Source organism: Stenotrophomonas sp. 05L413 (genome assembly GCF_056397945.1).
Window position 1 is genome coordinate 174,910 of sequence record NZ_JBFTOL010000002.1, and the last position, 25,089, is coordinate 199,998.

Below are 25,089 nucleotides of genomic sequence, written 5' to 3' on the forward strand. Positions count from 1 at the left end.
ATACCCTCGCAAACGACCTGCCGGAGGACTGTAGCGTGTCCAGCGTGTTTTCGATATCGGGCCGGTGCGGCTATCGGGGCTTGGGTGGCGCCACGATTTCGATCCAGGTCGGTGCATGGTCGCTGGGCTTTTCCAGCGCCCGCACCCAGCGGTCCACGCCCGCGTCCTTGAGGCGAGGCGCAAGCACCGGATTGAGCAGCAGATGATCGATGCGCAGCCCGCGGTCGCGGGCGAAGTGTTGGCGGAAGTAATCCCAGAACGTGAAGATCTGCGTGTCACCGTGCACCGCACGCAGGCTGTCGGTCCAGCCCTGCCCGAGCAGCGCCTGATACGCATCGCGCACCTCGGGCTGCAGCAGCGCGTCTTTGCGCCACGATTTGGGGTCGTAGATATCCGCATCCGTGGGCACGACGTTGAAGTCGCCAATCAACGCGACCGGGTGCGGCAGCGCGACCAGGCTGTTCGCGTGCCGATGCAGGCGTTGCATCCACGTCAGCTTGTAGTCGAACTTGGGCCCCGGCTGCGGATTGCCGTTGGGCAGGTACAGGCCGCCCACGATCACACCATGCGCAGCCGCTTCCAAATAGCGGCTCTGGTCGTCTTTCGGATCGCCAGGCAGGCCACGCCGGCTCTCGATCGGGTCCTGGCCGCGCGCCAGCAGCGCGACGCCATTCCATGAGCGCTGTCCCTGCCAGATGCACCCGTAGCCTGCATCGCGGATGGCGGCCTCCGGGAAGGCCTCCTGGGTCGCCTTGAGTTCCTGCAGGGCAACGATATCCGGTTGTTCGCGCGCCAGCCACGCGAGCAGATGCGGCAGCCGGGTCAGCACGCCGTTGACGTTGAAGGTCGCGATTTTCAGGCGCTTTCTGGCAGGCATGGTACGTGCTGCATGGCGGCGGAGACAGGCCTCGAGGATTGCCCTGCGCCAATCAACCTGCCGCGAATGCCAGGCGAGCATGGCGTGACGATGCCGGCGCCTTGATCGTGCATTGACCCTCGCCGCGTCACAGTAAGCGCTGGTTCCAGGCTGACAAGGTGCAACCATTGCGCGGAAGGTCATGAAGACGTGGAAGGTTCTACCGCGGCGCTTCTACCAGCGCCACCCGGCCGAGGTGGCGCCCGAGCTGCTGAACAAGCTGCTGGTGCGCGATGACGGTCGCGCGGGGCGCATCGTGGAAGTGGAAGCGTACGCAGGGGACCAGGACCCGGCGGCGCATTCGTATCGCGGCATGACCGCGCGCACCGCCACGATGTTCGGTGAAGCGGGTCATCTGTACGTATATTTCAGCTATGGCATGCACTGGGGCTCGAACGCGGTGTGTGGCGAGATCGGCCAAGGCTGGGGCGTGCTGCTGCGGGCGCTGGAGCCGGTGGCGGGACTGGCGTTGATCCAGGAGGCGCGGCCGGCGATCAAGCGCGCGCGCGATCTGGCCAGTGGCCCGGGCCGGCTGTCGCAGGCGATGGGCATCAGCAACGCCCTGGACGGCGCGGATCTGGTGCGCAATGACCGTGGCATCCGGATCGTGTCCGATGGGATGGCGCCACCGCAGGCCCCGGTGGTCGGGCCGCGGATCGGCATCAGCAAGGCGATCGAGTTTCCGTGGCGCTGGCATGTACCGGCGCATCTGCATGTGTCGGGACGCACGGCGGCGAAGAAGAGGGGCGGGACCACATCGTGAGTGCCTCACCGTCCGCCACCTCCCCCGCCCGCCGCGTACGACGCTGGCTCGTACGGGTGTTCGTGCTTGTCGTCTGCATCGTGGTGGCCGGGGTGGTGTGGAACAGCCCCATCGCCGAATCGCCCCGGGCGCTGTGGCGCCTCTCGCAGATGCCCGCCCCCACTGCCCTGCCTGTGCCGGTAGCCGGCGTTGCCGCACGCCAGGTGGCCGATACGTTCGGTGCACCTCGCGGGCGCGACCGTACGCATGCCGGCGTGGATATCTTCGCCAAGCGGGGCACCGAGGTGCGCAGCGCCACCCCGGGGATCGTTGCCGATATCCGCGAGAGCGGCCTGGGCGGGCGTCAGGTCTGGGTAATGGGGCCGGCGCGCGAGCGCTATTACTACGCCCATCTGGATGACTGGCGCGAAGACCTGGCGCGTGGCGACATCATCGCGCAGGGCGACGTGCTGGGCTACGTCGGTGACACCGGCAATGCCAAGGGCACGCCGCCGCATCTGCACTGGGGCATCTATGGAGCCGACGGCGCCTACGATCCGCTGCCTTTGCTGAAAGCGTGGCCAGACGCGCCCTGAGCGCGTGCAGAGCCCCTTCACAACAAAGTGCACCGGACTAACACCCACGCGCCTAGCGTCGGACGCTCAAACCCACCGGCAGCACCTCCATGGCGATCAAGACCGCAGAAGACCTGTTCATCCACGAACTTTCGGATATCTACAGTGCAGAAAAGCAGCTGACCAAGGCGCTGCCCAGGATGGCGCGCGCCGCCTCCAACCCGGACCTGGCCGCCGCCTTCACCCTGCACCTGGACGAAACGCAGGGGCAGATCGAGCGCATCGATCAGGTCGTCGAACTGCTGGGCATCCGGCTCAAGCGGATCAAGTGCGCTGCGATGGAAGGCCTTGTCGAGGAAGGCAAGGAGGCCATCGACAGCATCGAAGAAGGCCCGGTGCGTGATGCCGCACTGATCGGCGGTGCGCAGAAGGTCGAGCATTACGAAATCGCCTCGTACGGCACCATCGCCGCATTGGCCAAGCAATTGGGCTACAAGGCGGCGGTGCCACTGCTGCTGGAAACGCTCAAGGAAGAGAAAGACACCGACGAGAAGCTGACCCTGCTGGCCTTGGCCGGCGGCGGCAATGCCAAGGCCGCTGCGGCCTGATCGCCACCACAAAGGAGCCTTGCATGTCGCTGCGCCCACCCGTTCTCTACCACGCCTCGCTCGAACACGCCGACGCGGACGAAGCCGCGCACATCCGCGAGCTGACCGAGGTATTCGCGCGCATGGCGTTGACCGTGGCCGAGCAGGAAGGCCATGCGCATCGTGCGGTCCATGCCAAGGGCCAGGGGTTGTTGAAGGGGCGGCTGCGCGTGCTGGATGGATTGCCGGCGGAGCTGCGCCACGGCCTGTTCGCGCGGCCGGGAAGCTACGACGCACGGGTGCGCCTTTCCTCCCCGCCGGCCGAGCAGCTCCCCGATGCCGTGTCCACTCCACGCGCGATGGCGCTGAAGGTGATCGGCGTGGAAGGCCCACGTGCCGAAGGTGCCGAAGGTGCCGAAGAACAGCACACGCAGGATTTCCTGATGGTCAACGGCCCGGCCTTCAACACACCCGGCGTGGCCGGCTTCCTGCGCGCGGCCAAACTGCTGGCCGCCACCACCGAGCGGATGCCCCGCACCAAACGCATGATCTCGGCGACGTTGCGCAGTGCGGAGGCGGCGCTTGAAGCGCTCGGCGGGCAAAGCGCCACGTTGAAGGGCATGGGCGGCGAGCCGCAGCATCACCCGCTGGGGGAGACTTTCTTCACCCAGGTGCCCTTCCTCTACGGCCCGTACATGGCCAAATTCTCATTGGCCCCTGTCTCACCTGCCCTGCTCGCACTGACCGGTGACAAGATCGGCTCGGACGAGGATGCACAGCGCGAGGCGGTGGTGGCCTTCTTTACCGACCTCCCCAATCCGGTGGAGTGGGAGCTGCGGGTGCAGCTGTGCCGGGACGTGGAGCGCATGCCGATCGAGGATGCATCGGTCGCCTGGCCCGAGGCCGACAGCCCGTTTCTCCCGGTGGCGCGCCTGAGCGTGGCGCAGCAGCAGGCGTGGCAACCCGACACCTCGCCCGGCATCGAGGATGCACTGGCGTTCGCGCCGTGGCACGCGCTGGCCGAGCATCGTCCACTCGGCGGTTTGAATCGCGCGCGCCGCGTGGTGATGGCCGCCTCGCGTCAGTTCCGCTCGCGGTTCAATGGGTGTCCGATCCACGAGCCGGTGGGCTGAGGCCAGCTTCGGGCGCAGGCGCGAGGTGCGCCTCAGCGGATGTCGTGCAGTTCCATGGCGCGCATCACGATCGGCTTGGCCCAGTCCGGGGTCTGCAGCAGCTCGATCGCCGAGGCCGGATAGTGCAGCCCGTTGCGGTCCAACTGCAGCACGGGCAGCGGTTCGGCGCCATCGGCATCGGCCGGGGCACTGTTGTCGTAGACGTGCAGCTCAGCCAGGTGCGGCAGCAGGGCCAGCAGGTTCTCGCGCGATGAATCGTAGCGGGCGCGGATCTTGTCGGCGGGAATATCATGCCCGCCGCGGCTGACCCGTGCGGCCACGCGTTCGATGTGCAGCGCCACGCTCTGCAGGCCGCAGAACCAGATCGCCACATCGTGGCGGTCGCAGGCCTCGCGTAGCAGGCGCGGGATGGTATTGCCGCCCAGCGTGGTTTCGAACGCGAAGTCGGTGCCTTCGTCGATCGCCTGCCGCAGCCGGCGCGCGCCTTCGTTCCACGCCGCGGCATTGGCCTCGCCCAGCGACCAGCCCGTCTCCACCAGGCGGCGGGTGAACGTATCCGGGTTGAACCAGGTCAGGCCTTCTTCTTCCAGCCACATGCCCAGCAGCGAACTCTTGCCGGCGCCATTGACGCCGGCCAGCACCAGAATGCGTCCCATCGGTCAGAGCGGACTGCCGAGGGCAACCTTGCGGCCGCGGCGGATCGGCTGCCCCAGTACCTTGCCCAACCCGCCATCGCGGCCAAGGCTGGCCAGCGTGGTATCGAAGGCGTCGCGCAGACGTTCCAGCTCGCCCAGGCGCTCGTCGGCATCGCCGCCGGCGGCCTTGGCCAGCAGTTCCTGGTAGGTCTTGATGTCCACGATCACCGCTTCGGGGTGATTGTGGTTGGTGATCACCAGTGCCTGCTTCTCGCGGACGGTGCGCATCAGGCTGGGCCAGCCGCGGGTTTTCACCGACGAGGCCGTGGCCTTCTCAAGGCCGGGCAGATCCAGTGGCAGGGTCATGGCACGCTCCAGGACGGGATGTGCCCACTATACCCCTTCTGGCCAAATTGGACATAAATCCCATTTTGGCCAGAGGGGGGCCGGCAGCCGGTCAGCGGGACATCGAGTACGGCTGCTCGGCGCCCTGTCCCGGCCAGGCCTTGTTGGGCTCGGCCTGCAGGGTGAAGCGCAGCTCCCCGCCGGCCAGGATCTCGTCGTGGCGCAGGAAGGTGCGCTGCAGCGGCTGGCCATTGAGGGTCACCGAACCGACATAGTCGTGGCCCTTGCCCAGCCCGTCGGTGACGATGGTGAAGGTCCTGCCGTTGGGCAGATGCAGCGCCGCCCTGGGCAGGAACGGACGGCCGATGATGTACTCGCCGCTGCCCGGCGCCACCGGGTAGAAGCCCAGCGCGGTGAACACGTACCACGCCGACATCTGGCCCAGGTCGTCATTGCCGGCCAGGCCATCGGGACGGTCGGCGTACTGGGTATCCATGATCTGCTTCAGCCGGGCCTGGGTGCGCCACGGCTGGCCGGCATGGGCATACAGGTAGGCCACGTGATGGCTGGGCTCGTTGCCGTGCGCGTACCAGCCGATCAGGCCGGTGATGTCTTCCATGTGCTCGAAGATGGACGGGTCGACCTTGGCCTCGAACACCTGGTCCAGACGGGCCAGCAGCGCATCGCTGCCCCCGTGCGCGGCGGCCAGGCCGGCCACGTCGTGCGGCACGTACCAGGAGTACTGCCAGGCGTTGCCTTCGGTGTAATCCGTGCCGTAGCCGCTGGCGCTCGGATCGAACGGCGTGCGGAAGCTGCCATCGCGCTTGCGCGCCCGCATGAAACCGGTGTCCTTGTCATAGGCATTGCGCCAGTTCGTGGCGCGCTTCTCGAACTCGCTGGCGACCTGGGTGTTGCCCATCGCCTTGGCCATGCGCGCGATGGTCCAGTCGTCGAACGCATATTCCAGTGTCTTGCTGGCGGCCTCGCCTTCTTCATCGATCGGCACCCAGCCCAGCTCGCGGTACTGCGCGATGCCGTCGTACGGGCCGTAATTCGCGGTGGCCACCATCGCCGCCAACGCCTTGTTCTCATCGAACCCGCGGATGCCCTTGAGGTAGGCATCGGCGATCACCGGCACGGCGTGGTAGCCGATCATGCACCAGGTTTCCTGACCGTGGAACGCCCAGACCGGCAGCATCCCGTAGGCGCTGTTGTGCTGGTGCGCGAGCAGTGAATTGATGAAATCGCTGTTGCGCTTCTCCGACTGCACCAGGGTCAGCAGCGGATGCAGGGCGCGGTAGGTGTCCCACAGCGAGAACGTCGAGTAGTTGGTATAGCCCTCGGCGCGGTGCACGGCATTGTCCGAGCCGCGGTACTGGCCATCGCTGTCCATGAACACGGTCGGCCCGAGCAGGCTGTGGTACAGCGCGGTGTAGGCGCTGCGACGGTCGTGCTCGGGGCCGTCGATATCCAGCACCGACAGTGCCTGCGTCCATTGCGTTTTCGCCTCGGCACGGACACGGTCGAAATCGAAGCCCGGTACTTCACTCTCCAGGTTGGCGATCGCACCGGCCTCGCTGACCGACGAGATCGCCACCGTCACCACCAGCGGCGTGTCCAGCGTGCCGAAATCGAAGGTGCCGACCAGCTGGCGGCCTTCGATCTGCGCACGCTGGGCCGGGCTCTGATGCCCCGGCGGCGGGAAGCCTTTGTAGGCGATGTCGGTTTCGGTGTTGTGGAAGGCGTGACCGGTCAGCGGCCGCGAGAAGCGCATCGCGAAATACAGCTGGCGCCCCGGTGCCCAGCCGCGGGTCTCGCGGAAGCCGGTGATGGTGCCGTCCTCACGGGCGCGCAGGCGCGACCACATGATCTTGCCGGGGTAGTCGTAGAGGCTGGTGCGCAGGTCCAGCAGCACGCGTGCGGGCTGGTTGGCCGGATAGGTATAGCGATGCACGCCGACGCGGGTGCTGGTGGTCAGCTCGGCGCGCACCTTCGGATCATCCAGGGTGACGGCGTAGTAGCCTGGTTCGGCGCGCTCGTCGTCGTGGCGGAAGCGCGAGGTATAGCCGCTGCCGGGTTTGTCCGGATCGCCCCGCTCCAGGCTGGCATCGGTGCGCACCGGCATCAGCAGCACATCGCCCAGATCGGAATGGCCGCTGCCGGAGAAGTGCGTGTGCGAGAAGCCGACGATGCTGGTGTCGTCATGCCGGTAGCCCGCCGCCCAGCCATACGCCTTCTCGCGCGGCTGGATGCGGGTGTCCGGGCTGAGCTGCACCATCCCGAACGGAACGGTCGCGCCGGGATAGGTGTGCCCCTCCCCGGCCGTGCCGATGAACGGATCGACCGCCGCATAGGCGCGTTCGCCGAGCTTCGCCGGTGCCGCCGTGGCCGTGCCGGCCACCAACATCGCGCCTACCGCGAGCCCCAACCACCGCACCGTCCCCGTTTTTGTCATGGCGTTGAATTTAGATCGATTCAGGTGAGGTTGATCCTAGCACTGGCCGATCGAGCTGACATGTTGCGGTGCGGGTGTTGCCGGCGCCGGGCCGAGCGGACGGCGCCTACGCGGGACGCGCATCCTCCGGCACCGCAGCCACCGGCAGCGTCGGCTGGGTCGCATCCACCGTGACCGGCTCGTCGCTGTGCATCAGCGCACGGGCTTCGGCCTCGCTGGCTACCGCCGGCGGCGAACCACGCAGCGGCATCCCGGCCGTCTCACGCACGAACAGCATGGTGATCACGCCGATCACCGCCGCGCCCATCAGGTAGTACGCCGGCACCAGCGGATCGCCGGTGCGCTCCACCAGCCAGGCGGTCACCAACGGCGTGGTGCCACCGAACAGCGAAACCGAGACATTGAAGGCGATCGACAGCGCGCTGTAGCGCACCGGCGTGTAGAACAGCGCCGGCAGCGTGGACGGCATCGAGCTGGTGAAGCACACCAGCGCCACGCCGAGCAGCATCAACCCGAGGAAGATCAGCCAGTCATTGCCACTGCCGACCAGCTTCAGGCACGGGATCGCCAGCAGGAACAGCGCGATGCAGGCACCAATGATCATCGGGCGGCGGCCCAGGCGATCGCTGAACAACCCGCCCAGCACATTGAGCGGCATCATCACCAGCATCACGATGATGATCAGCAGCAGGCCCTTGCTCTCGGCGTAGCCCATCGTGACGCTCAGATAGCTGGGCATGTAGGTGAGCAGCATGTAATCGGTCACGTTGAACACCAGCACCAGGCCGACACAGATCAGCAACTGTGCCCAATGCACGCGGAACAACGCGCCCAGGCCGGGGCGTTCGTGGTCGCGCTTCTCGGCCTCTTCGGCATACGCGCGGAAGGCCGGGGTTTCTTCCAGCTTCATGCGCATGTACAGGCCGAGCAGACCCAGCGGGCCGGCGACGAGGAACGGAATGCGCCAGCCCCAGTCCAGCATCTGGGTGCTGCTCAGGGCCATGTGCAGCGCGGTGACCGTGCCGGCACCGGCGATGTAGCCGCCCAGCGTGCCGAACTCCAGCCAGCTGCCCATCAGGCCGCGGTTGCGGTCGGTCGAATACTCGGCGATGAAGGTTGCCGCGCCGCCGTACTCACCGCCGGTGGAGAACCCCTGCACGATGCGGGCAAGCAGCAGCAGTGCCGGCGCCCAGATGCCGATACGGTCGTACGAGGGAATCAGGCCGATGCTGAAGGTGCCGGCGGCCATCAGGATCATGGTGGCCGCGAGCACCTTCTGCCGTCCGTACTTGTCGCCCAGCGGCCCGAAAACCAACCCGCCCAGCGGGCGCACCAGGAAGGCGACGGTGAAGGTGGCAAACGTGGCGATCAGCTGTGCGGTCGGGCTGCTGTCGGGGAAGAACACGTGGCCGAGGGTGACGGCGAGGTAGCCGTAGACACCGAAATCGAACCACTCCATCGCATTGCCGAGCGCGGCGGCGCCAACGGCCTTCTTCAACATGGGGCGATCAACGACGGTGACTTCGTCGACATGCATCTGGCGGCGGCGTTTGAACCAGCCGAAATGAGCGTGTGCGGCAGGCAGGTCCTGCATCTGCTTTCTCCTGGAAGCAGGCCATCGCGGCGCCCGAGGTCCCGCGCACGGCACAGGAAATACCGCCTCTGATGACACAGCGCGATGCGCGAGGAGGGGTTGCAACAGACGATCCCGGACGGCCGCGTGGACTCAGCGACGCTGCGGGAAGGATGACCAGGAAGCGGGCAATGGCCCGGGGGTGATCAAGCGGACCATATTACTACACTTGGCGCACTCGATCCCCTCCATGCGTGTCTGCGGCGCATGGAACAGCGTGTTTCAAGCTGTTTCCCTGGCGCTACTGGCCGCGTTCCAGCGCGTCGATCAGCGGCGCCAGATCCTCGCGCTCATGCGGCCGCACCGCCCGCGCGATTTCCTGGCCATCGCGAAACAGGATCACGGTCGGCCACAGCTTCACGGCAAAGGAGCGGCCCAATGGCCGCCCCTTCCCATCCTCGACCTTCAGGTGCGTCGCATCGTAGCCGCCAAGGAACTTCTGCAACAGGGGCTGGGCGGCACTGCAATGGCCGCACCAGCCGGTGCCGAATTCCAGCAGCACCCATCCGCTGCCCGCATCGATGTCGGCACGGGTGATGTCCGATGGGCTGTACTCACGCACGAAGGCCATGGGCGGTCCTCAGGACAGTGCGCGCTGGATGTCCTCCAGCGGCGCGTTGGTGAAGTCCTTGGCGAGATCCTTGATCAGGCGCTCCTGCGTTTCCTTGTGCAGCAGTGGGCGGATACGGCCCAGTGTCTGCGGATCGGCGATCAGGATCAGATGTGCGTAGCGGTTCTTCAACGCGTCTTCGTTCAACTGCGCCGCAACCTGCTTGGCAAACGTCGCCTCGTTGAGCTGGGAAATCGTCATTTCCTGCGGCACCGAGCCGGACGGGCCCTGCCCGGACGCGCCGGTTTCGCTGACGGCCTGCAGCTGCAGTTCCCCCTCCTGCTTGAGTTGCAGCTTATGCGACGTGCCGACGTTGGTGAACACGCGGGCCGAGCCGCCATCGGCGACAACAACGAGGGTACCTTCGGGGATCTGCTGACTCATCATCTACTCCTTATGGGGAAAGCCGAGCGCGGTTGCACTCTGACTCTGGGTCCACCGTAGGCAACCGAGTGTGTGCGCAGTGCATAGGGATGTATGCATCCTGTATGCAGCCCCGCAGGCACGCATCGTTCGCCGCCGCAAGAACGCCGATGCAGGTCGATCCGCCAGCCGTGGCGGTGGTTTGGATTCCGTTTATTGACGCATTTGCCTCTACTGTTCGGATGCCCGGCCTTTCTAGACTGCGCACACGCCTTTTGCCCCCCGCGAAGCGCGTCGCGACAGACAGCACAACGCGCAAGCGAGCGCATCGACGGCGGACGCTGCATCGACAACCCTGCTTCAGGCACATGCGCCATGCACCCCAGATCGACGCCGTTCATCATGCTGGGCACGCTGCTCACCGCCGCGGGCTATGGCGCCACCTTCCTCATCTCGCTATGGTTCCGCGCGCACGGCGGAACCGATATCGAGGCTGGCAGCACCCTTGGCATGGCCTTGATCGGCACCCTGATCGGTGTTCCTGCGGTTGGCTGGAGCGCTGGCCGGATCGATGCGGCGCGTCTGGCGGCCCTGGGCGCGTTCACCCTCGCCTGCGGCTATGCCCTGCTGGCCAGTCTCCGCGGATTGGAACCGGCTCACCTGCCTGGACTGGCTGCGCTGCTGATTGGCCTGGGCTGGGGAATGTTCTATCTAGGTGCGCCCCTCGCCTTGTCCGAGCGGCTGACCGATAGCGCCCGGGGCACTGCCTTCACCCGCTTCAGCGCGTTCCAGATGACGGGTATCTGCGGAAGCCCGATCCTGCTCGCGCTGGCAGTGACACACGGCGGGTTTCCGTTGAGTACTGCATTCATCGGCGTAGCCGTGGGCGGACTGGTGGCCTCACTGCTGCTGGCCGTATTCGCTCTGCGTGAACCGCGTTGCCCACGCGAGGGCGCGCTGCGACCGTGGGTGCGCAGCATCGCCACGCTCGGCAGAAGCGCCGCCATTCGTCCGATTGTGATGGCCGGATTCGGTGGCGCCGTCTTCTCCGGCATGATGGCCTTCCAGGGATCGCTGAGCGAAGGTACACGGGCGAGTGCCACCACCTTTTTTGCGGTTCACGCCGGCACCGCCGTGATAGCACGCTTGTTGCTGGCACGTCTTCTGCCCACATGGTCGCGGGCCCCGTTGATCAGCTGTCTGTTGGGCTGCCTGATTGCAGGGCTGGCGTGCCTGCTCTGGGTGCCGGTGCATCCGGCGTTCCAGATTGCCGCCGCTGTCCTCACCGGCGCCGGTTACGGCCTGCTCTATCCGGTGATTCAGACCTGGGCGGTCCACGGAGCGCGCCAGGAAGACCGCCACGCAGCACTGACCTGGTTTGTCGTCGCCTATTTCATCGGCATCTTCGGATTCCCGCCCTTCGGCGGTTGGCTGCTGGTCACCGCCGGCAAGGCCGTGTTCATCTGGGCATTGGTTGCCTTGGCCGCCCTTGAGCTGGCCGTAGCCGTGTTGAAGAGACGCACCTGACTACAACTTCCGGCACCTGCATTCGGCTCTGCACCCTGCCACCCTGTGAAACACAACGTGTGCACAGGAGCCGTAATGAACAGGATGTTGGTCGTGGGTGTGGTGTTGGCGATGCTGTCGCTGCCGGCAAGGGGCGCTCCGCCTGAAGCGGCAACCCAGGTGATCGTGCTGGGCGTGGATCATGCCGCACAACTGGCGGCGCGCGAGGATCGGCCGGCGGTGCTGGCGGCGTTCCTGGATCGCGCAGCACCCGATGCGATCTGCATAGAGCGATCGCCGGAGGCATTTGCGCGTAACGATTTCTATGAGTTCACCTACGAAGTGCAGGACGTGGTGGTGCCGTTCGCCCGGGAGCGCAACATCGACGTGTGCCCCTTCGACTGGCATCCCTCGACGGAAGACGCGCAACTGGGCTTCGGCATGGACCTGGAGGCGATCCCTGAGATCCGGCCGATCCGGGGCTTCCAACAGTTCCTCACCTTTCCCGAACCGGCGCAATTGCACCGGACCCTTTTCCACGCCGACGATCCGCAGAACGTGGCGCGCTCCACGCAATGGAGCCTCACCCCAGCGACACGTACCGCGCAGGACCTGCCGCGTCGCCTGTTCCTGTATCGCACCTTTTTGCAGGCCAAGCGCATCGCGGCGGCCGCGCGGGCGCATCCAGGCGGCACCGTGGTCGTGGTGGTCGGTGAGTTCCACAAGCGCGACATCGATGCTGTGCTGGCCGATGAGCCCGGCATCGTGGTGGTGCAGCCGTCGAGCCTGGGTGCCCCGAGCGATGCGGATATCCAGCGGCAGGAACTGCCGGCGTACCGCTTCGCGGTCGCCAGCTTCAACCTGCTCGGCAGACAGGCACAGACCGGCAACCGCGACGATGCCTTCCTGCGCGAAACGGTGGACGCCCTCTCCGGCAGCAGCGCTGCCGCTGAGCTGCAGTTGCTGGCGACGCGGCTGGACCTGCTGCAGGGCCGCATCAGTCGCGCCGAGGCGATCGGGCGTTACAAACAGATTGCGGCGGCCGCCGGCGAGGCACGATTCACCTGGACCGGGGTGAAGGATGTGCGCCGTCTGGATTCCTGGTTCGACCCCTTCGGTAATCTCAGCGTGCGCCAACGCGCCCGCCTGGAACTGGCGCGCGAATCGATCCTGGCCGGCCGGCCCGCTGAAGCGGACCGGCTCAGGACCGCACTGGGCCGTGAGCTCACCGCCCGCCAGCGCCGGCAACTGGACGGCTATTGGCCCCTGCTGGCGAAGTGAGGGCCCGCCGAGGCTGAACCCCGGGGCCGGGCGGCCACCGGTCATTACGGTGTAAAATTCATCGTTTTAACCGGAACAATGGCCAAAACCGCGCAACGGACGCCTGTCCCGGGCCCGGCCTTCATCCGGCTGCTGGCCCGCCTCGCTGAGAGCAACCTGTCTTCGACGGGCCCTGCCCTGTCAGACCGGCTCAGCGAGTGGGTGGACTGGACGCGGGCGGTGACGTTGTCCAAGGCGCTCGATGGCCGGCTGCCGGCCGCGGTCGAGGGGCCGGACTTCGATGCAGACGAGGACGCGGAATGCCAGCGGATCCGCGCGGCGCTGGAGGCGAGTATTGTTCAGGAACCTGAGCCCACCAAACCGCCTCGCCGGGTGGTTGACGCCGACGGTGCCGACGCCCCCATCGAATACACCGTGTACGGCGAGCGCTATCTCAGCCTGCAGCGCGCCATGCTCAGCGCCACCAGCCGTCTGCGGGGGCGCCTGCGCGACATGCTGACCCGCAGCTCGCCCGAGATGGCGCGCCTGGCCGAGGTGGATGCGCTGATGGAGCAGACCCTGAGTGCGCGGGAGTACAGCCTGCTGGCCAAGGTGCCGGTGCTGCTGAGGGTGCATTTCGAACGCCTGCGCGATAACGGCACCGATGATGCCTGGCTCGAGGTGTTCCGCCGCGACATGCAGAGCCTGCTGCTGGCCGAGCTGGATATCCGTTTTCAACCGATCGAAGGCCTGCTTGCAGCGCTTCGCACCCACTAACCGGGACGTCATGTTCAGAACCAGTCTTCACTACGTTGTTTTCCTGCTTGGCCTTGTTGCGGTGTGCTGGATCGGCGCGGGCTATGCCAGCACCAATCCGGTCGGTTTCGCGGTCGCCCTGCTGATCGCTATCTGCTACCTCGCCGGTGGCCTCGAGCTGTATCGCTACCGGCAGGCGACCGCCTCGCTCACGGCAGCCAGCACCAGTGCGGGCACCGCCAGGGCCGGGCTCGCCACCTGGCTGGGCCAGCTGCATCCCAGCCTGCGCAACGCGGTGCGCCTGCGCGTGGAAGGCGAGCGCGTTGCCCTGCCCGGCCCGGTCCTGACCCCGTACCTGGTCGGGCTGCTGGTGCTGCTGGGCATGCTCGGCACCCTGCTCGGCATGATGGCGACGCTGCGCGGCACCGGACTGGCGCTGGAAAGCGCGACCGACCTGCAGGCCATCCGCGGCTCGCTGGGTGCGCCGGTGGAGGGCCTTGCGGTCGCCTTCGGCACCTCGATCGCCGGTGTCGCCACCTCCGCGATGCTGGGCCTGCTCTCGGCCCTGTGCCGGCGTGAACGGCTGGAAGCGGTGCAGCGGCTGGACGTGGAGATCGCCACCACCCTGCACACGCATTCGCAATCCTGGCAGCGCAATGAAGCCTTCCGTTTGCTGCAGCAACAGGCCGAACTGATGCCGGCGCTGGTGGATCGGCTGCAGGCCATGACCACCGCGATCGAGCAGCAAAGCAGCGCCTCGGGTGACCGCCTGCTGGCTAACCAGCAGCGTTTCCATGCCAAGGCGGACGAGGAATATGCCCGCCTGACTGCGGCCATCGAACAATCGCTCAAGGCCAGCGTCGCCGAGAGCGCACGTGCGGTCGGTGCGGCCTTGCAGCCGGTGATGGACACCACGCTCGCCGGCATCGCGCGTGCCAACGCCACCATGCACGAAACGGTGACCGATGCGGTGCAGCGCCAGTTGGCCGGTTTGACTCAGGGTTTCGATGCCAGCCGTGCCGCCACCGCCGCGTCCTGGCAAGCCGCGCTGGACAGCCAGCAGCAAACCAATACCGCCCTGACCACCGACCTGCGCGCCGCGCTGGACGGGTTCACCGCGCAGCATGATCAACGCGCACTTGGCCTGCTCGATGCGGTCTCCGCGAAGCTGGTCAGCACCGCTGACGGTTGGCAGGCGGCACAGTCCGAACAGCAGCAGACCAATGAAGCCATGGCGACCGAGCTGCGCAGTGCACTGGCCCAGTTCGCCGAGCAGCATGGCGAGCGCTCCAGCGCGTTGCTTGAAGCCGTCTCGACCGAGCTCAACGCGACCGCGCAGCGCTGGCAGGAGGCTCAGGCTGCGCAGCAGCAGACCCATGCCGCGCTGACTGCCGATCTGCGCAGCGCACTGTCCAGCTTCACCGACACACATGACGCCCGGGCCACCGGCCTGATCGACGCGGTCGGCAGCCGCATGGAGGCCACCACCGCGCAGATCGCCGAGGCATGGCAGCACGCCCTCGCGCGCCAGGATGCCGCTGCGACCGCACTGAGCGAGCGCCATCAGCACGCGCTGGATGCCGCCGCCGCGACGCTGCACGCGCAGGCGGTCTCGCTCGGCAAGGCGATGCAGCACTCGCATACCCAGCTCCAGGACGCACTGGAAGCACGCGATCAGCAGCGCCTGAGCGTGTGGACCGATGCCTTCACCGGCATGAGCGCCAGCCTCGGCGAGCGCTGGGAACAGACCGGCGCCAGCGTGGCCAGCCGTCAGCAGGATATCTGCGACACCCTCGCCCGCACCGCCAACGACATCACCCAGCAGGCCCAGGCGCACGCCAGCGAGACGATCAGCGAAATCTCGCGGCTGGTGCAGGCCGCCTCGGAAGCGCCCAAGGCCGCGGCCGATGTCGTTGCCGAACTGCGCAGCAAACTCTCCGACAGCCTGGTCCGCGACACCGCCACGCTGGAAGAACGCAGCCGCCTGCTGGCCACCGTGGAGACCCTGCTGGATGCGGTCAACCACGCCGCCAACGAACAGCGCGTCGCCGTCGATGCACTGGTCTCGACCTCCGCCGAGCTGCTGGACCGCGTCGGCACCCGCTTTACCGACCACATCGAAGCCGAGACCGGCAAACTGGGCAGCGTGGCCGCGCAGGTCACCGGCAGTGCGGTGGAAGTCGCGAGCCTGGCCGATGCGCTCGGCAGCGCCGTGCAGTGCTTCGGGACGGCCAGCGACGGTCTCAACGAGCGTCTGGCCCAGATCGCCGCCTCGCTGGACGGCTCGCTGGCCCGCAGTGACGAGCAGCTGGCCTATTACGTGGCCCAGGCGCGCGAAGTCATCGACCTCAGCGTGCTCTCGCAGAAGCAGATCATCGATGAGCTGCAGCAGCTGGCCGGCCGCCGCAGCAGCAAGGCCGGAGCCGCCTCGGCATGAGCGACGAGATCGAAGTCGAGGCCGACGGAGGCGCCCCGATCTGGGCCGCCTTCGGCGACCTGATGTCGGTGCTGCTCGGTGCGTTCGTGCTGATCCTGGTCGGGGTGGTCGCACTGCAGCTGGAGCTGACCCACCGGCTGGATGAAGAGGTCAAGCAGCGCCAGGCCGAAGTGCAGCGTCGGCAGACGCTGGAGCAGGCCCTCGCCGGCCCGCTCGCGGCCGGACGCGTGACCCTGGTGGATGGCCGCATCGGGATCCGCGGCAATGTGCTGTTCGCGTTGAACTCCGATCAGCTGCAACCGGAAGGTGCCGACGTCCTCAAGAGTCTTGCCGGGCCGTTGAAAGGCTACCTGGCCTCGCGCGAGGAGATCCTGATGGTCAGTGGCTTCACCGACGACCAGCAGGTGCGCGACGGCAACTGGCGTTTCGCCGACAACTGGGAACTCTCTGCCGAGCGCGCATTGACCGTGACCCGTACCCTCATCGCCGAGGGCGTGCCCTCAGATGCGGTCTTCGCGGCAGCATTCGGTTCCGAGCAGCCGGTGAGCTCCAACGCCGACGAGGAAGGCCGCGCGAAGAACCGCCGCGTGGAGATCGCCCCGATCCCGAAACCCAAGGCGAGCAAGGCCGCGGATGCCCCGTAACCCAGTCGCAACCGCTGAGATTCTCCAACGTTGGCGGGCGGACAAGCTCGACGGGCTGGACCGCACGCGCTTTGCGGTGATCGAGGCACTGCATGCCCGCGCACAGATGCATGACGGTGAGGTGCGGGCGCTGTTGCAACGGAAGCTGGACGCGTTGGTCGCAGGTTACGCTGAGCGGGTTGCCAATGCGTCGGCATCGGTAGTGACCGCGCCGGGCCCGTCAGCCGGGCGCATCGGCCTGCAGGCGCTGGTCACGGAACTGACCGGGCAGCACAGTGCTGCGTATCCGGAATTGCCGGTGCTGGGCGAGGTCCGTGCGACGTGGGCCAGGCTTCGCAATGCCAGCCAGCTCAAGGAATCACTGGCCCAGATGCCCACCAATGGTGGGCCGTTGAACTCCGGTGTACTGGTCCATCGCGCCCTGACGCTGATGAAAGACACTTCGCCGGGGTATCTGACGCACTTCATGGCGTACCTGGATGCGCTGTCCGGCATGGAGCATCTGCATCAGTGGGGCGTGCTCGTGGCAACCCCGAAGGTGGTGCCGCGGGGGGCGAAGCCGCGGCGGCCGCGTGCGGGCAAGGCGCCTAGCTGATCGTCAGGGTCACGCGACAGACCCGCATCACGCGCCACTTTACTCATGCCTTGCGCGCGCGATCTCCCCAAGCGCCTTGGCGATGAACGCCGCATCGCCGTCACTTTCGATGATGCAAGCATCGAGATACGCCGCCATCTCGTCGGGTGTTCGCAGGTGCTCGGCCACATCAAATGTCTCCAAGCGCGTTTTCTTGTTCATTGCCATGGCATCTGTACTCCGAACCATTCGGGGCTACTGTCTTTTGTAGCCCACCGGCTCCAACTCGTCCAAGCGCCCTGGGCAGGGTCCGCGCGGGCGCTCGGTCAACACGCATTTTGAACGAGGCAGGCATTCAACGCTGCAAACATGAATACGCCGTTCCAGCAATCTCATTCCAGCCCCCTTGCCCCCGCCAATCTTGGGTGGTAGTTTCGTAATTACAGCGTAATTATGTAGAGGCAGCAGATGGCTCGAGACTGGAACACGCTTGCGGATCGCCGCCAGGCACGGCTGCAGCGGGCCACCGATGCCGGCCTTGGGCGCCTGGTGCCGTATGCGGAGCTCCCACAGCTCCTGCACACCGTGCTGGAACCCGGCGACCGGGTCTGCCTGGAGGGCAACAACCAGAAGCAGGCCGATTTCCTGGCCGAGTGCCTGGCCCAGCTCGATCCGGCGCAGGTCCACGGCCTGCACATGGTCCAGTCCGTGCTGTCCCTGCCCTCGCACCTGGATGTCTTCGAGCGCGGCATCGCCCAGCGCCTGGACTTCTCGTTCTCCGGCCCGCAGAGCGGCCGGCTCGCCAATCTGGTTGCCGAAGGCCGGATCGAGATCGGGGCGATCCACACCTATCTCGAACTGTTCGGCCGCTACTTCATCGATCTGACCCCGCAGGTCGCGCTGATCGCCGCCCAGGCCGCCGACCGCCACGGCAATCTCTACACCGGCCCCAACACCGAAGACACCCCCGTGATTGTCGAGGCCACCGCGTTCCGTGGCGGCATCGTGATCGCGCAGGTCAACGAAATCGTCGACACCCTCCCCCGCGTCGATATCCCGGCCGATTGGGTCAACTTCGTCACCGAGGCGCCTCGCCCGAACTACATCGAGCCGCTGTTCACCCGCGACCCGGCACAGATCTCCGAGATCCAGGTGCTGATGGCCATGATGGCCATCAAGGGCATCTACGCCGAGTACGGTGTGCAGCGCCTCAACCACGGCATCGGCTTCGATACCGCCGCGATCGAGCTGCTGCTGCCGACCTATGCCGAATCGCTGGGCCTGAAGGGCAAGATCGGCACGCACTGGGCGCTCAATCCGCACCCCGCGCTGATCCCGGCGATCGAATCCGGCTTCGTGCAGTCGGTGCACTCGTTCGGCTCGGAGCTGGGCATGGAGCGCTACATCGAAGCGCGCTCGGATGTGTTCTTCACCGGCAGCGACGGCAGCATGCGCTCCAACCGCGCGTTCTCGCAGACCGCCGGTCTGTACGCCTGCGACATGTTCATCGGTTCCACCCTGCAGATCGATCTGCAGGGCAACAGTTCCACCGCTACCCGCGACCGCATCGCCGGCTTCGGCGGCGCGCCCAACATGGGCTCGGATGCCCGCGGTCGCCGCCATGCCAGCCCGGCTTGGCTGAAGGCGGGCCAGGAAGCGGCACTGCCCGGTCAGATGCCGCGCGGTCGCAAGCTGGTGGTGCAGATGGTGGAGACGTTCCGCGAGCACATGGCGCCGGCCTTCGTGGAGCGTCTGGATGCCTGGGAGCTGGCCGAGCGCGCCAAGATGCCGCTGCCGCCGGTGATGATCTACGGCGATGACGTCACCCACGTGCTGACCGAAGAAGGCATCGCCAATCTGCTGCTGTGTCGCAGCCCTGAGGAACGCGAACAGGCGATCCGCGGCGTGGCCGGCTACACCGCGGTCGGCCTGGGCCGTGACCGCGCGATGGTCGAGAACCTGCGCGACCGCGGCATCATCCGCCGCCCCGAAGACCTCGGCATCCGCACCCGCGATGCCAGCCGCGACCTGCTCGCCGCGCGCTCGGTCAAGGATCTCGTGCGTTGGTCCGGTGGGTTGTACAACCCGCCCAAACGCTTCCGCAACTGGTAAGGGGCACGCCATGGAAACCCTGCGTTATCGCTTCCCCGGGCAGCACGATCTCACCGAGCGAGATCACCACGCGCTGGTCGGCGTGGTCGCCTCGGGCAATCTGGAAGTGCTGATCGAACCCACCCCGCTGGACGGCGCAATGGAGATCGAGGTGATCACCTCGGCCACCGGCTTCGACACCATCTGGCAGGCCGTGCTGGCCGATTTTGCCGCCCGCCACCCGCTGCGCAATGTGCGGTTGTCGATCAACGATGCCGGTGCGACCCCGGCGGTGGTCAGCCTGCGGTTGCAGCAGGCGCTGGAAACTCTGCAGGAAGGAGACGCCGCGTGAGCAGTCACAGCTTTTACGAGGCCGATGCCCGCGAGCGTATCCACGGCCTGCTCGATGCCGGCAGCTTCAGCGAGTTCGTCGGCCCGGCCCGCCGCATCATCAGCCCGCACCTGGCCCAGCTGGATCAACCGGGCGCGTTCGATGACGGCATCGTGGTCGGCACGGGCAGTTTGAACGGACGCAGCGTGCTGATCGCCGCGCAGCAGGGCCAATTCATGGGCGGCGGCGTGGGCGAAGTGCACGGCGCCAAGCTCACCGGCCTGCTGGAGCGTGCCGTTGCGGTGCGTCCAGAGGCGGTACTGCTGCTGCTCGACAGTGGCGGCGTGCGCCTGCATGAGGCCAACGCCGGCCTGATCGCCATTTCCGAAATCATGCGTGCGGTGCTGGCCACGCGCGCCGCCGGGATTCCGGTGTTCGCGCTGATCGGCAGCGGCAACGGTGCGTTCGGTGGCATGGGTATCGTCGCCCGCTGCTGCACGGCGGTAGTGATGTCCGAAGAGGGTCGTCTCTCGCTGTCCGGCCCGGAAGTGATCGAGACCGTGCGCGGCGTGGAGGAGTTCGACTCGCGCGACCGCGCCCTGGTCTGGCGCGTGACCGGGGGTAAACACCGCTACCTGATCGGCGACGCCGTGCAGCTGGTGCCCGACAGCATCGAGGCATTCGGTGATGCCGCAACGGCGCTGATAGCCGCACACGTCGAGCCGCAGGATCCGCTGGACGCGATTGATCAGGCGCACGCCCGGCTTGCTGCGCGAATCACCACCTATGGCGGCTGCCGCGATGGCCTGGAGGTCTGGCGTCTGCAGGGCATTGCCGATGCCGAGCAGCTGCCGCTGCTGGAGACCGCTGACTTCCTTGACGCCGTCAAGGACCGGAGCCTGCCATGGAACTGACTTCCCTGCTCGATGCCCTGTTCCCGCTCGGCCACGCGGTCACCCGCAAGGACGATGTGCTGGGCGGCACCGCCACCACCGCCGCCGGCGAGGTCACCGTGATCGGCACCGCCAACAAGCTGGAGGTGGGCGTCGATCACGCACTGGCGCTGGCCGCCACCGTGCTGGCCAGCACCCGCGCATATCCGCAGCGGCCGATCGTGATGCTGGTGGACACCGCCGGTCAGCGCCTGGCGCGCCGCGATGAAATGCTCGGCATCAACAGTTACTTCGCGCACCTGGCGCGCACGTTGGATCTGGCCCGCCGCCGCGGCGCGCCACTGGTCAGCCTGGTGTATGGCGAGTCCGTGAGCGGCGGCTTCCTGTCGTTCGGGCTGATGGCTGATCGCATCTTCGCCCTGCCCGAAGCGCAGGTGCGGGTGATGGATCTGCGCGCGATGGCCCGCGTCACCAAACAACCGCTGGAAAAACTGCAGGCACTGAGCCAAAGCTCGCCGGTGTTCGCGCCGGGGGTGGAGAACTACGTCAGCATGGGCGCCGTGGAGGCCATCTGGGAGGGCGACCTCGCGCAGGCGCTGGTGGATGCGCTGCAGGCGCAGGTCATCGGCGATCAACGCCGCGAACGGGGCGCCGAGCGCGGTGGCCGCCGGTTGGCACGCGATGTCGCCGCTGCCGTGGCCGCAGGGGAGGCCTGAACCATGCGCCGCCACGACCTGGTCTGGCTTGCTCCGCAGGCACCGTGGCAGGTGCTGACCCCGGGCGCGGATGCGCGCCTGCGGGCGTGGGCCGAAGCACGCTTGCCCTTCGTCGTGGCGCGACGCGATCCGGTCACTGATGGCGATCAGCTGCGGCTGGGTGTGCCGTTGCCCTTGGCCGAGCAGCGCCAGCGGCTGTCGCTGCGGATCGAACGCACCCACGTGCAGCGCACCGCGCCGCCGCCGTTGCTGCCCGAGGTCGCCGAAGCACTGGCCGCCCCCTGGCGCGATGCGCTGCCTCCCTTGCTGGCCGACCTGCCCGAGCCCACCCCACCGCCCCGCGTGTTCGGCAGCTTCGCCTGGCAAAGCCTGACCGGCCTGCCGTATCTGCACGCCGGCTCCGATCTGGACCTGCTGTGGCAGATCACCGAGCACACGCACGCCGCGGCGCTCACCGAACGCATGCGCCGCTGGGAACGCGAGCACGGCCTGCGCATCGATGGCGAGCTGCGTTTCCCCGGCGGGCAATGCGTAAGCTGGCGCGAGTACGCCGGCGGTGCCGCCCGCCTCCTCGTCAAATCGGATGACGCCTGCTGGTTGTCCACACGCGATGCCCTGCTGACGCAGCCGGTGGCCGCATGAACGCCGTGCCGCGCCCCGCCCCGTTGCCACCGCCCTCCCCCACGGCGGCTGCGCATCGGCTGGCCCGGATGGCGATCACCAGCCTGCATGCCGAACTGGCCTGCGCCCCCAAACCCGGGTTGGTCACACCGTGGAGCCGCGGCAGCCACGATGACATGGACGCGGCCACCTTCCTGCGCAGCCTGTTCGCGCTGCGTGGCTATTTCGTGGCGGTCGCCGCCGCCGGTGCGCACAACGTGCCGTTCGATGATCTGCGCATGCTCGGCATCGAGGCGGAAGCCTCAATGCTGCGGGCGACGGGTGGCATCAACACCCATCGCGGCGCGATCTTCAGTCTCGGCCTGCTGGTCGCCGCGTCCGCGCGTCTGCGTCATGTCGAGCATGCTGCGCCCCAAGGCACTGCGGTCTGTCATGCGGTGCGCGGGCACTGGGCGTCCGCGCTGCTCGCCGCACCGTTGAACAGCACCAGCCTTGGCCAGCGCGCCCGCCAGCGGCATGGCGTGCCCGGCGTGCGCGAACAGGCGGCGCAGGGATTCCCGCTGCTGCGCGAGGTGGCCCTGCCCACCCTGCAGGCCACCCTGCGCGCCACCGGTGACCGGCAGACCGCGATGGTGCAGACACTGATGTCGCTCGTCGCGGTCACTACCGATCTCAACCTCCTGCATCGCGGCGGCGAACGCGGGCTGGCTTTTGCACAGCAGCAGGCACGTCGCTTCCTTGCCGAGGGCGGCGCGCTCGAGTCCGGCTGGCGGGCACGGCTCGGGGCGGTGTGCGACGCGTTCGAAGCGCGTCGACTCAGCCCGGGCGGCAGCGCCGATCTGCTGGCCTGCGCGTGGTTCCTGCACCTGCAGGAGCGCGCATGAGCCTGGTCCTGCTCTGCCCCGGTCAAGGCGGCCAGCATCCGGATATGTTCAAGCGGGTGCGCGCGAATGCGCAGGCGCAGCCGGTGCTCGATCTGGCCAGCACGCTGCTCGGCGCACCCGTCGCACAGATGGCGGCCGATGCGTCGCTCTTCCACAACGCAGTGGCCCAGCCGCTGGTCTGCGCCGCGGCGCTGGCACATTGGGCGGCGTTGCAGACGCAGCTGCCGGCCATCACCGCCGTCGCCGGCTACAGCGCCGGCGAGCTGGCCGCGCACGCGGTGGCGGGCAGCTTCGACACGGCCGCCTGTCTGGCGCTGTCGCGCGAGCGCGCCCGGTTGATGGACGCTGCGGCGCCGGTCGATGCCGGCTTGCTGGCGGTGATCGGGCTGGACGAGGCTCACATCGCACATCTGTGCGCGACGCACGGCGTGTTCCTGGCCATCGTCAACGGGCCCGACCACGTGGTCGTTGGCGGCCTGCGGCCTGGGCTGGAGGCCGTCGCCGCCGACGTGGCTGCCCACGGTGCCCGCACCGTCCCGCTGCCAGTGGATGTGCCCGCGCATACCCCGTTGCTGGCCGCAGCGGCGCAGGGCTTTGAGAAGCCGTTGCGCGCACTGCCACTGCACGCCCCCCATCTGCGCCTGCTGGCCGGCATCGACGGCCGCCTGGTCAGCGATGTTGGGCGTGTCGTGAGCACCTTGTCGGCGCAGATCGCCCAGTCCGTGCAGTGGCAGACCGTGCTGCAGCAGGCGGTCGAGCGCGGTGGGCGCGTATTTCTGGAACTGGGCCCGGGCGCGGCGTTGAGCCGTCGTGCACGCGAGCTGCATCCGCAGCTCGAGGCGCGTTCCGTGGAGGATTTCCAGACGCTGGAGGGCGTTCTGGAGTGGGTGGACGGTGCATGCGCACGCGCATGAAGGTCTGCCGGTAACCGCAGCACCACGTAACCCCGGATGGCGGGTCGCCATCATGCTGCACGCGTATCAAGTGTCTCGGGAGGGCGCATGAGTCCGCAAATCGCAACGATCATCGGCTTGGTGATCATGTTCATCGTGGCCACCGCGCTGCCCATCAACATGGGTGCGGTGGCCTTCGCGCTGGCCTTCATCATCGGCGGCCTGTTCGTCGGGATGGAGGGCAAGGAGGTGTTGGCCGGCTTCCCGGGCGACCTGTTCCTGACCCTGGTCGGCATCACCTACCTGTTCGCCATCGCACAGAAGAACGGCACCATCGATCTGCTTGTGCATTGGGCAGTCAAGGCCGTGCGCGGGCACATCGTGGCCATCCCGTGGGTGATGTTCGTGGTCACCGCGGTGCTGACCGCCTTCGGCGCGCTCGGCCCGGCCGCGGTGGCGATCATCGGTCCGGTCGCGCTGCGCTTTGCCAAGCAGTACAAGATCAACCCGCTGATGATGGGCCTGCTGGTGATCCATGGCGCGCAGGCCGGTGGCTTCTCGCCGATCAGCGTGTATGGCGGCATCACCAACCAGGTGGTGCAGAAGGCCGGCCTGGAAGTCACGGAAATGGCCGTGTTCCTGACCAGCCTGGGCTTCAACCTGCTGATGGGCATCATCTGCTTCTTCGCCTTTGGCGGGCTGGCGCTGATGCGTCGCGCACCGACGGCGACCGAACCGCTGGTCGCCGGCAGCCAGGCCTCCTCACGCCAGTTTGCGATCGAAGGTCACGGTGCCCTGGTCTCGGCCGGTGGTGGCACGCTCTCCAATGATCCGGACGCGCTGGATGACGTGCGCATCAACCGTGAGCGCGTGTTCACCCTGATCGGCCTGCTGGGCCTGGGCATCGCCGCACTGGTCTACAACCTCAACGTCGGCCTGGTCTCGATCACCGTCGCGGTGGTGCTGGCCCTGCTCTCGCCGAACTCACAGAAGGGCGCGGTGGATGGCATCAGCTGGTCGACCGTGCTGCTGATCAGCGGCGTGGTCACCTACGTGGCCGTGCTGCAGCAGGCCGGCGCGGTGGATTACATCGGGCATGGCGTGGGGGCGATCGGCATCCCCCTGCTGGGTGCGCTGCTGGTCTGCTATGTCGGCGGCATCGTGTCGGCGTTCGCGTCCTCGGCGGCGGTGCTGGGCGCCACGATTCCCCTGGCCGTGCCGTTCCTGATGCAGGGGCATCTGAGCGCTGCGGGGGTGATCTGCGCCTTGGCGATCTCCTCCACCGTAGTGGACGTGAGCCCGTTCTCCACCAACGGCGCGTTGGTGGTGGCCTCGGCCGCGAAGGAAGAGCGCGAAGCGCTGTTCCGCCGCTTCCTGGTCTACAGCGGGCTGGTCGTCGCCTTCGGCCCGCTGCTGGCGTGGCTGCTGTTCGTGGTACCGGGCTGGATGTGACCCCATGGCGGGCCTGCTCCGGCAGGCCCGCCCTGAC

General features: G+C 67.4%; 25 protein-coding genes and 1 pseudogene. 18 read left to right on the top strand and 8 right to left on the bottom strand.

Annotated features, from left to right (window positions below; all coding sequences use genetic code 11):
- Positions 1–76 precede the first annotated feature (76 nt).
- A pseudogene (gene xth, locus AC1DIQ_RS05475) lies at positions 77–877 on the bottom strand (exodeoxyribonuclease III); the annotation flags it as partial.
- A 181-nt stretch (positions 878–1,058) separates the two neighbouring features.
- Here xth and AC1DIQ_RS05480 point away from each other — a divergent pair.
- The 4 genes from AC1DIQ_RS05480 to AC1DIQ_RS05495 all read left to right on the top strand — a co-directional run bounded on the left by AC1DIQ_RS05480 (position 1,059) and on the right by AC1DIQ_RS05495 (position 3,953).
- Positions 1,059–1,679: a DNA-3-methyladenine glycosylase gene (locus tag AC1DIQ_RS05480; protein WP_478049588.1), complete on the top strand. Its 621-nt coding sequence runs from the start codon at positions 1,059–1,061 to the stop codon at positions 1,677–1,679.
- A complete protein-coding gene (locus AC1DIQ_RS05485) occupies positions 1,676–2,254 on the top strand; it encodes a M23 family metallopeptidase (RefSeq protein WP_121036884.1) in 579 nt (192 codons plus the stop codon). Before AC1DIQ_RS05480 ends, AC1DIQ_RS05485 begins: the two co-directional genes overlap by 4 nt.
- 89 nt (positions 2,255–2,343) lie before the next feature.
- Complete coding sequence (locus tag AC1DIQ_RS05490) at positions 2,344–2,841, top strand: YciE/YciF ferroxidase family protein (RefSeq protein WP_121036885.1); 498 nt, start codon at positions 2,344–2,346, stop codon at positions 2,839–2,841.
- Between the two features lie 23 nt (positions 2,842–2,864).
- Positions 2,865–3,953, top strand: a complete 1,089-nt coding sequence (locus tag AC1DIQ_RS05495; RefSeq protein ID WP_478049589.1) for a catalase family protein — start codon at positions 2,865–2,867, stop codon at positions 3,951–3,953.
- A 32-nt stretch (positions 3,954–3,985) separates the two neighbouring features.
- Here the strand turns inward: AC1DIQ_RS05495 and AC1DIQ_RS05500 are convergent, their stop codons facing one another.
- From AC1DIQ_RS05500 to AC1DIQ_RS05525, 6 genes are all read right to left on the bottom strand, one after another.
- Positions 3,986–4,609 (bottom strand): ATPase, encoded by a 624-nt coding sequence (locus AC1DIQ_RS05500; RefSeq protein WP_121036887.1) that lies wholly within the window; start codon positions 4,607–4,609, stop codon positions 3,986–3,988.
- A 3-nt stretch (positions 4,610–4,612) separates the two neighbouring features.
- Positions 4,613–4,954, bottom strand: coding sequence for a type II toxin-antitoxin system prevent-host-death family antitoxin (locus AC1DIQ_RS05505; protein ID WP_121036888.1), 342 nt, complete (start codon positions 4,952–4,954; stop codon positions 4,613–4,615).
- Positions 4,955–5,045: 91 nt separating this feature from the next.
- Entirely contained in the window at positions 5,046–7,388 is a 2,343-nt protein-coding gene (locus tag AC1DIQ_RS05510) for a GH92 family glycosyl hydrolase (RefSeq protein ID WP_478049590.1), read from the bottom strand.
- Between the two features lie 106 nt (positions 7,389–7,494).
- A complete protein-coding gene (proP, locus tag AC1DIQ_RS05515) occupies positions 7,495–8,982 on the bottom strand; it encodes a glycine betaine/L-proline transporter ProP (protein WP_121036890.1) in 1,488 nt (495 codons plus the stop codon).
- A gap of 280 nt (positions 8,983–9,262) precedes the next feature.
- Positions 9,263–9,592, bottom strand: a complete 330-nt coding sequence (locus AC1DIQ_RS05520) for a thioredoxin family protein (RefSeq protein ID WP_121036891.1) — start codon at positions 9,590–9,592, stop codon at positions 9,263–9,265.
- Between the two features lie 9 nt (positions 9,593–9,601).
- Complete coding sequence (locus AC1DIQ_RS05525; RefSeq protein WP_121036892.1) at positions 9,602–10,015, bottom strand: host attachment family protein; 414 nt, start codon at positions 10,013–10,015, stop codon at positions 9,602–9,604.
- A 93-nt stretch (positions 10,016–10,108) separates the two neighbouring features.
- Between AC1DIQ_RS05525 and AC1DIQ_RS05530 the strand changes: the two genes are divergently transcribed.
- The 6 genes from AC1DIQ_RS05530 (at position 10,109) to AC1DIQ_RS05555 (ending at position 17,192) form a co-directional block, all read left to right on the top strand.
- Entirely contained in the window at positions 10,109–11,521 is a 1,413-nt protein-coding gene (locus AC1DIQ_RS05530; protein ID WP_478049591.1) for an MFS transporter, read from the top strand.
- A gap of 111 nt (positions 11,522–11,632) precedes the next feature.
- Positions 11,633–12,781, top strand: a complete 1,149-nt coding sequence (locus AC1DIQ_RS05535; protein WP_478049592.1) for a hypothetical protein — start codon at positions 11,633–11,635, stop codon at positions 12,779–12,781.
- Between the two features lie 78 nt (positions 12,782–12,859).
- Positions 12,860–13,537, top strand: coding sequence for a DUF3348 domain-containing protein (locus AC1DIQ_RS05540; RefSeq protein ID WP_121036895.1), 678 nt, complete (start codon positions 12,860–12,862; stop codon positions 13,535–13,537).
- A gap of 10 nt (positions 13,538–13,547) precedes the next feature.
- A complete protein-coding gene (locus AC1DIQ_RS05545; protein WP_478049593.1) occupies positions 13,548–15,953 on the top strand; it encodes a DUF802 domain-containing protein in 2,406 nt (801 codons plus the stop codon).
- Positions 15,950–16,597, top strand: a complete 648-nt coding sequence (locus AC1DIQ_RS05550; protein ID WP_478049594.1) for an OmpA family protein — start codon at positions 15,950–15,952, stop codon at positions 16,595–16,597. The genes AC1DIQ_RS05545 and AC1DIQ_RS05550 overlap by 4 nt, the downstream gene beginning before the upstream one ends.
- Positions 16,587–17,192 (top strand): DUF2894 domain-containing protein, encoded by a 606-nt coding sequence (locus AC1DIQ_RS05555; protein WP_461769875.1) that lies wholly within the window; start codon positions 16,587–16,589, stop codon positions 17,190–17,192. Before AC1DIQ_RS05550 ends, AC1DIQ_RS05555 begins: the two co-directional genes overlap by 11 nt.
- Before the next feature lie 39 nt (positions 17,193–17,231).
- Here the strand turns inward: AC1DIQ_RS05555 and AC1DIQ_RS05560 are convergent, their stop codons facing one another.
- The gene (locus AC1DIQ_RS05560) at positions 17,232–17,399 is read right to left on the bottom strand and encodes a helix-turn-helix domain-containing transcriptional regulator (RefSeq protein WP_226956713.1); all 168 of its coding nucleotides are present in this window, start codon (positions 17,397–17,399) and stop codon (positions 17,232–17,234) included.
- 240 nt (positions 17,400–17,639) lie between these two features.
- On the opposite strand from AC1DIQ_RS05560, the gene mdcA reads away from it, so the two are divergent.
- The 8 genes from mdcA (at position 17,640) to AC1DIQ_RS05600 (ending at position 25,052) form a co-directional block, all read left to right on the top strand.
- Entirely contained in the window at positions 17,640–19,283 is a 1,644-nt protein-coding gene (gene mdcA / locus AC1DIQ_RS05565) for a malonate decarboxylase subunit alpha (protein ID WP_478049595.1), read from the top strand.
- 10 nt (positions 19,284–19,293) lie between these two features.
- A complete protein-coding gene (gene mdcC, locus AC1DIQ_RS05570) occupies positions 19,294–19,614 on the top strand; it encodes a malonate decarboxylase acyl carrier protein (RefSeq protein WP_121036901.1) in 321 nt (106 codons plus the stop codon).
- On the top strand, positions 19,611–20,507 hold the full coding sequence (locus AC1DIQ_RS05575; protein WP_152154302.1) for a biotin-independent malonate decarboxylase subunit beta: 897 nt from the start codon (positions 19,611–19,613) through the stop codon (positions 20,505–20,507). Before mdcC ends, AC1DIQ_RS05575 begins: the two co-directional genes overlap by 4 nt.
- Positions 20,498–21,202: a biotin-independent malonate decarboxylase subunit gamma gene (gene mdcE, locus AC1DIQ_RS05580; protein WP_121036903.1), complete on the top strand. Its 705-nt coding sequence runs from the start codon at positions 20,498–20,500 to the stop codon at positions 21,200–21,202. The genes AC1DIQ_RS05575 and mdcE overlap by 10 nt, the downstream gene beginning before the upstream one ends.
- Positions 21,203–21,205: 3 nt before the next feature.
- Positions 21,206–21,844 (top strand): malonate decarboxylase holo-[acyl-carrier-protein] synthase, encoded by a 639-nt coding sequence (mdcG, locus tag AC1DIQ_RS05585; protein WP_152154301.1) that lies wholly within the window; start codon positions 21,206–21,208, stop codon positions 21,842–21,844.
- Positions 21,841–22,707, top strand: a complete 867-nt coding sequence (mdcB, locus tag AC1DIQ_RS05590; RefSeq protein WP_152154299.1) for a triphosphoribosyl-dephospho-CoA synthase MdcB — start codon at positions 21,841–21,843, stop codon at positions 22,705–22,707. Before mdcG ends, mdcB begins: the two co-directional genes overlap by 4 nt.
- On the top strand, positions 22,704–23,621 hold the full coding sequence (gene mdcH, locus AC1DIQ_RS05595; RefSeq protein WP_478049596.1) for a malonate decarboxylase subunit epsilon: 918 nt from the start codon (positions 22,704–22,706) through the stop codon (positions 23,619–23,621). The genes mdcB and mdcH overlap by 4 nt, the downstream gene beginning before the upstream one ends.
- Before the next feature lie 87 nt (positions 23,622–23,708).
- Positions 23,709–25,052, top strand: a complete 1,344-nt coding sequence (locus AC1DIQ_RS05600) for an SLC13 family permease (protein WP_019184589.1) — start codon at positions 23,709–23,711, stop codon at positions 25,050–25,052.
- The last annotated feature ends 37 nt before the right edge of the window (positions 25,053–25,089 follow it).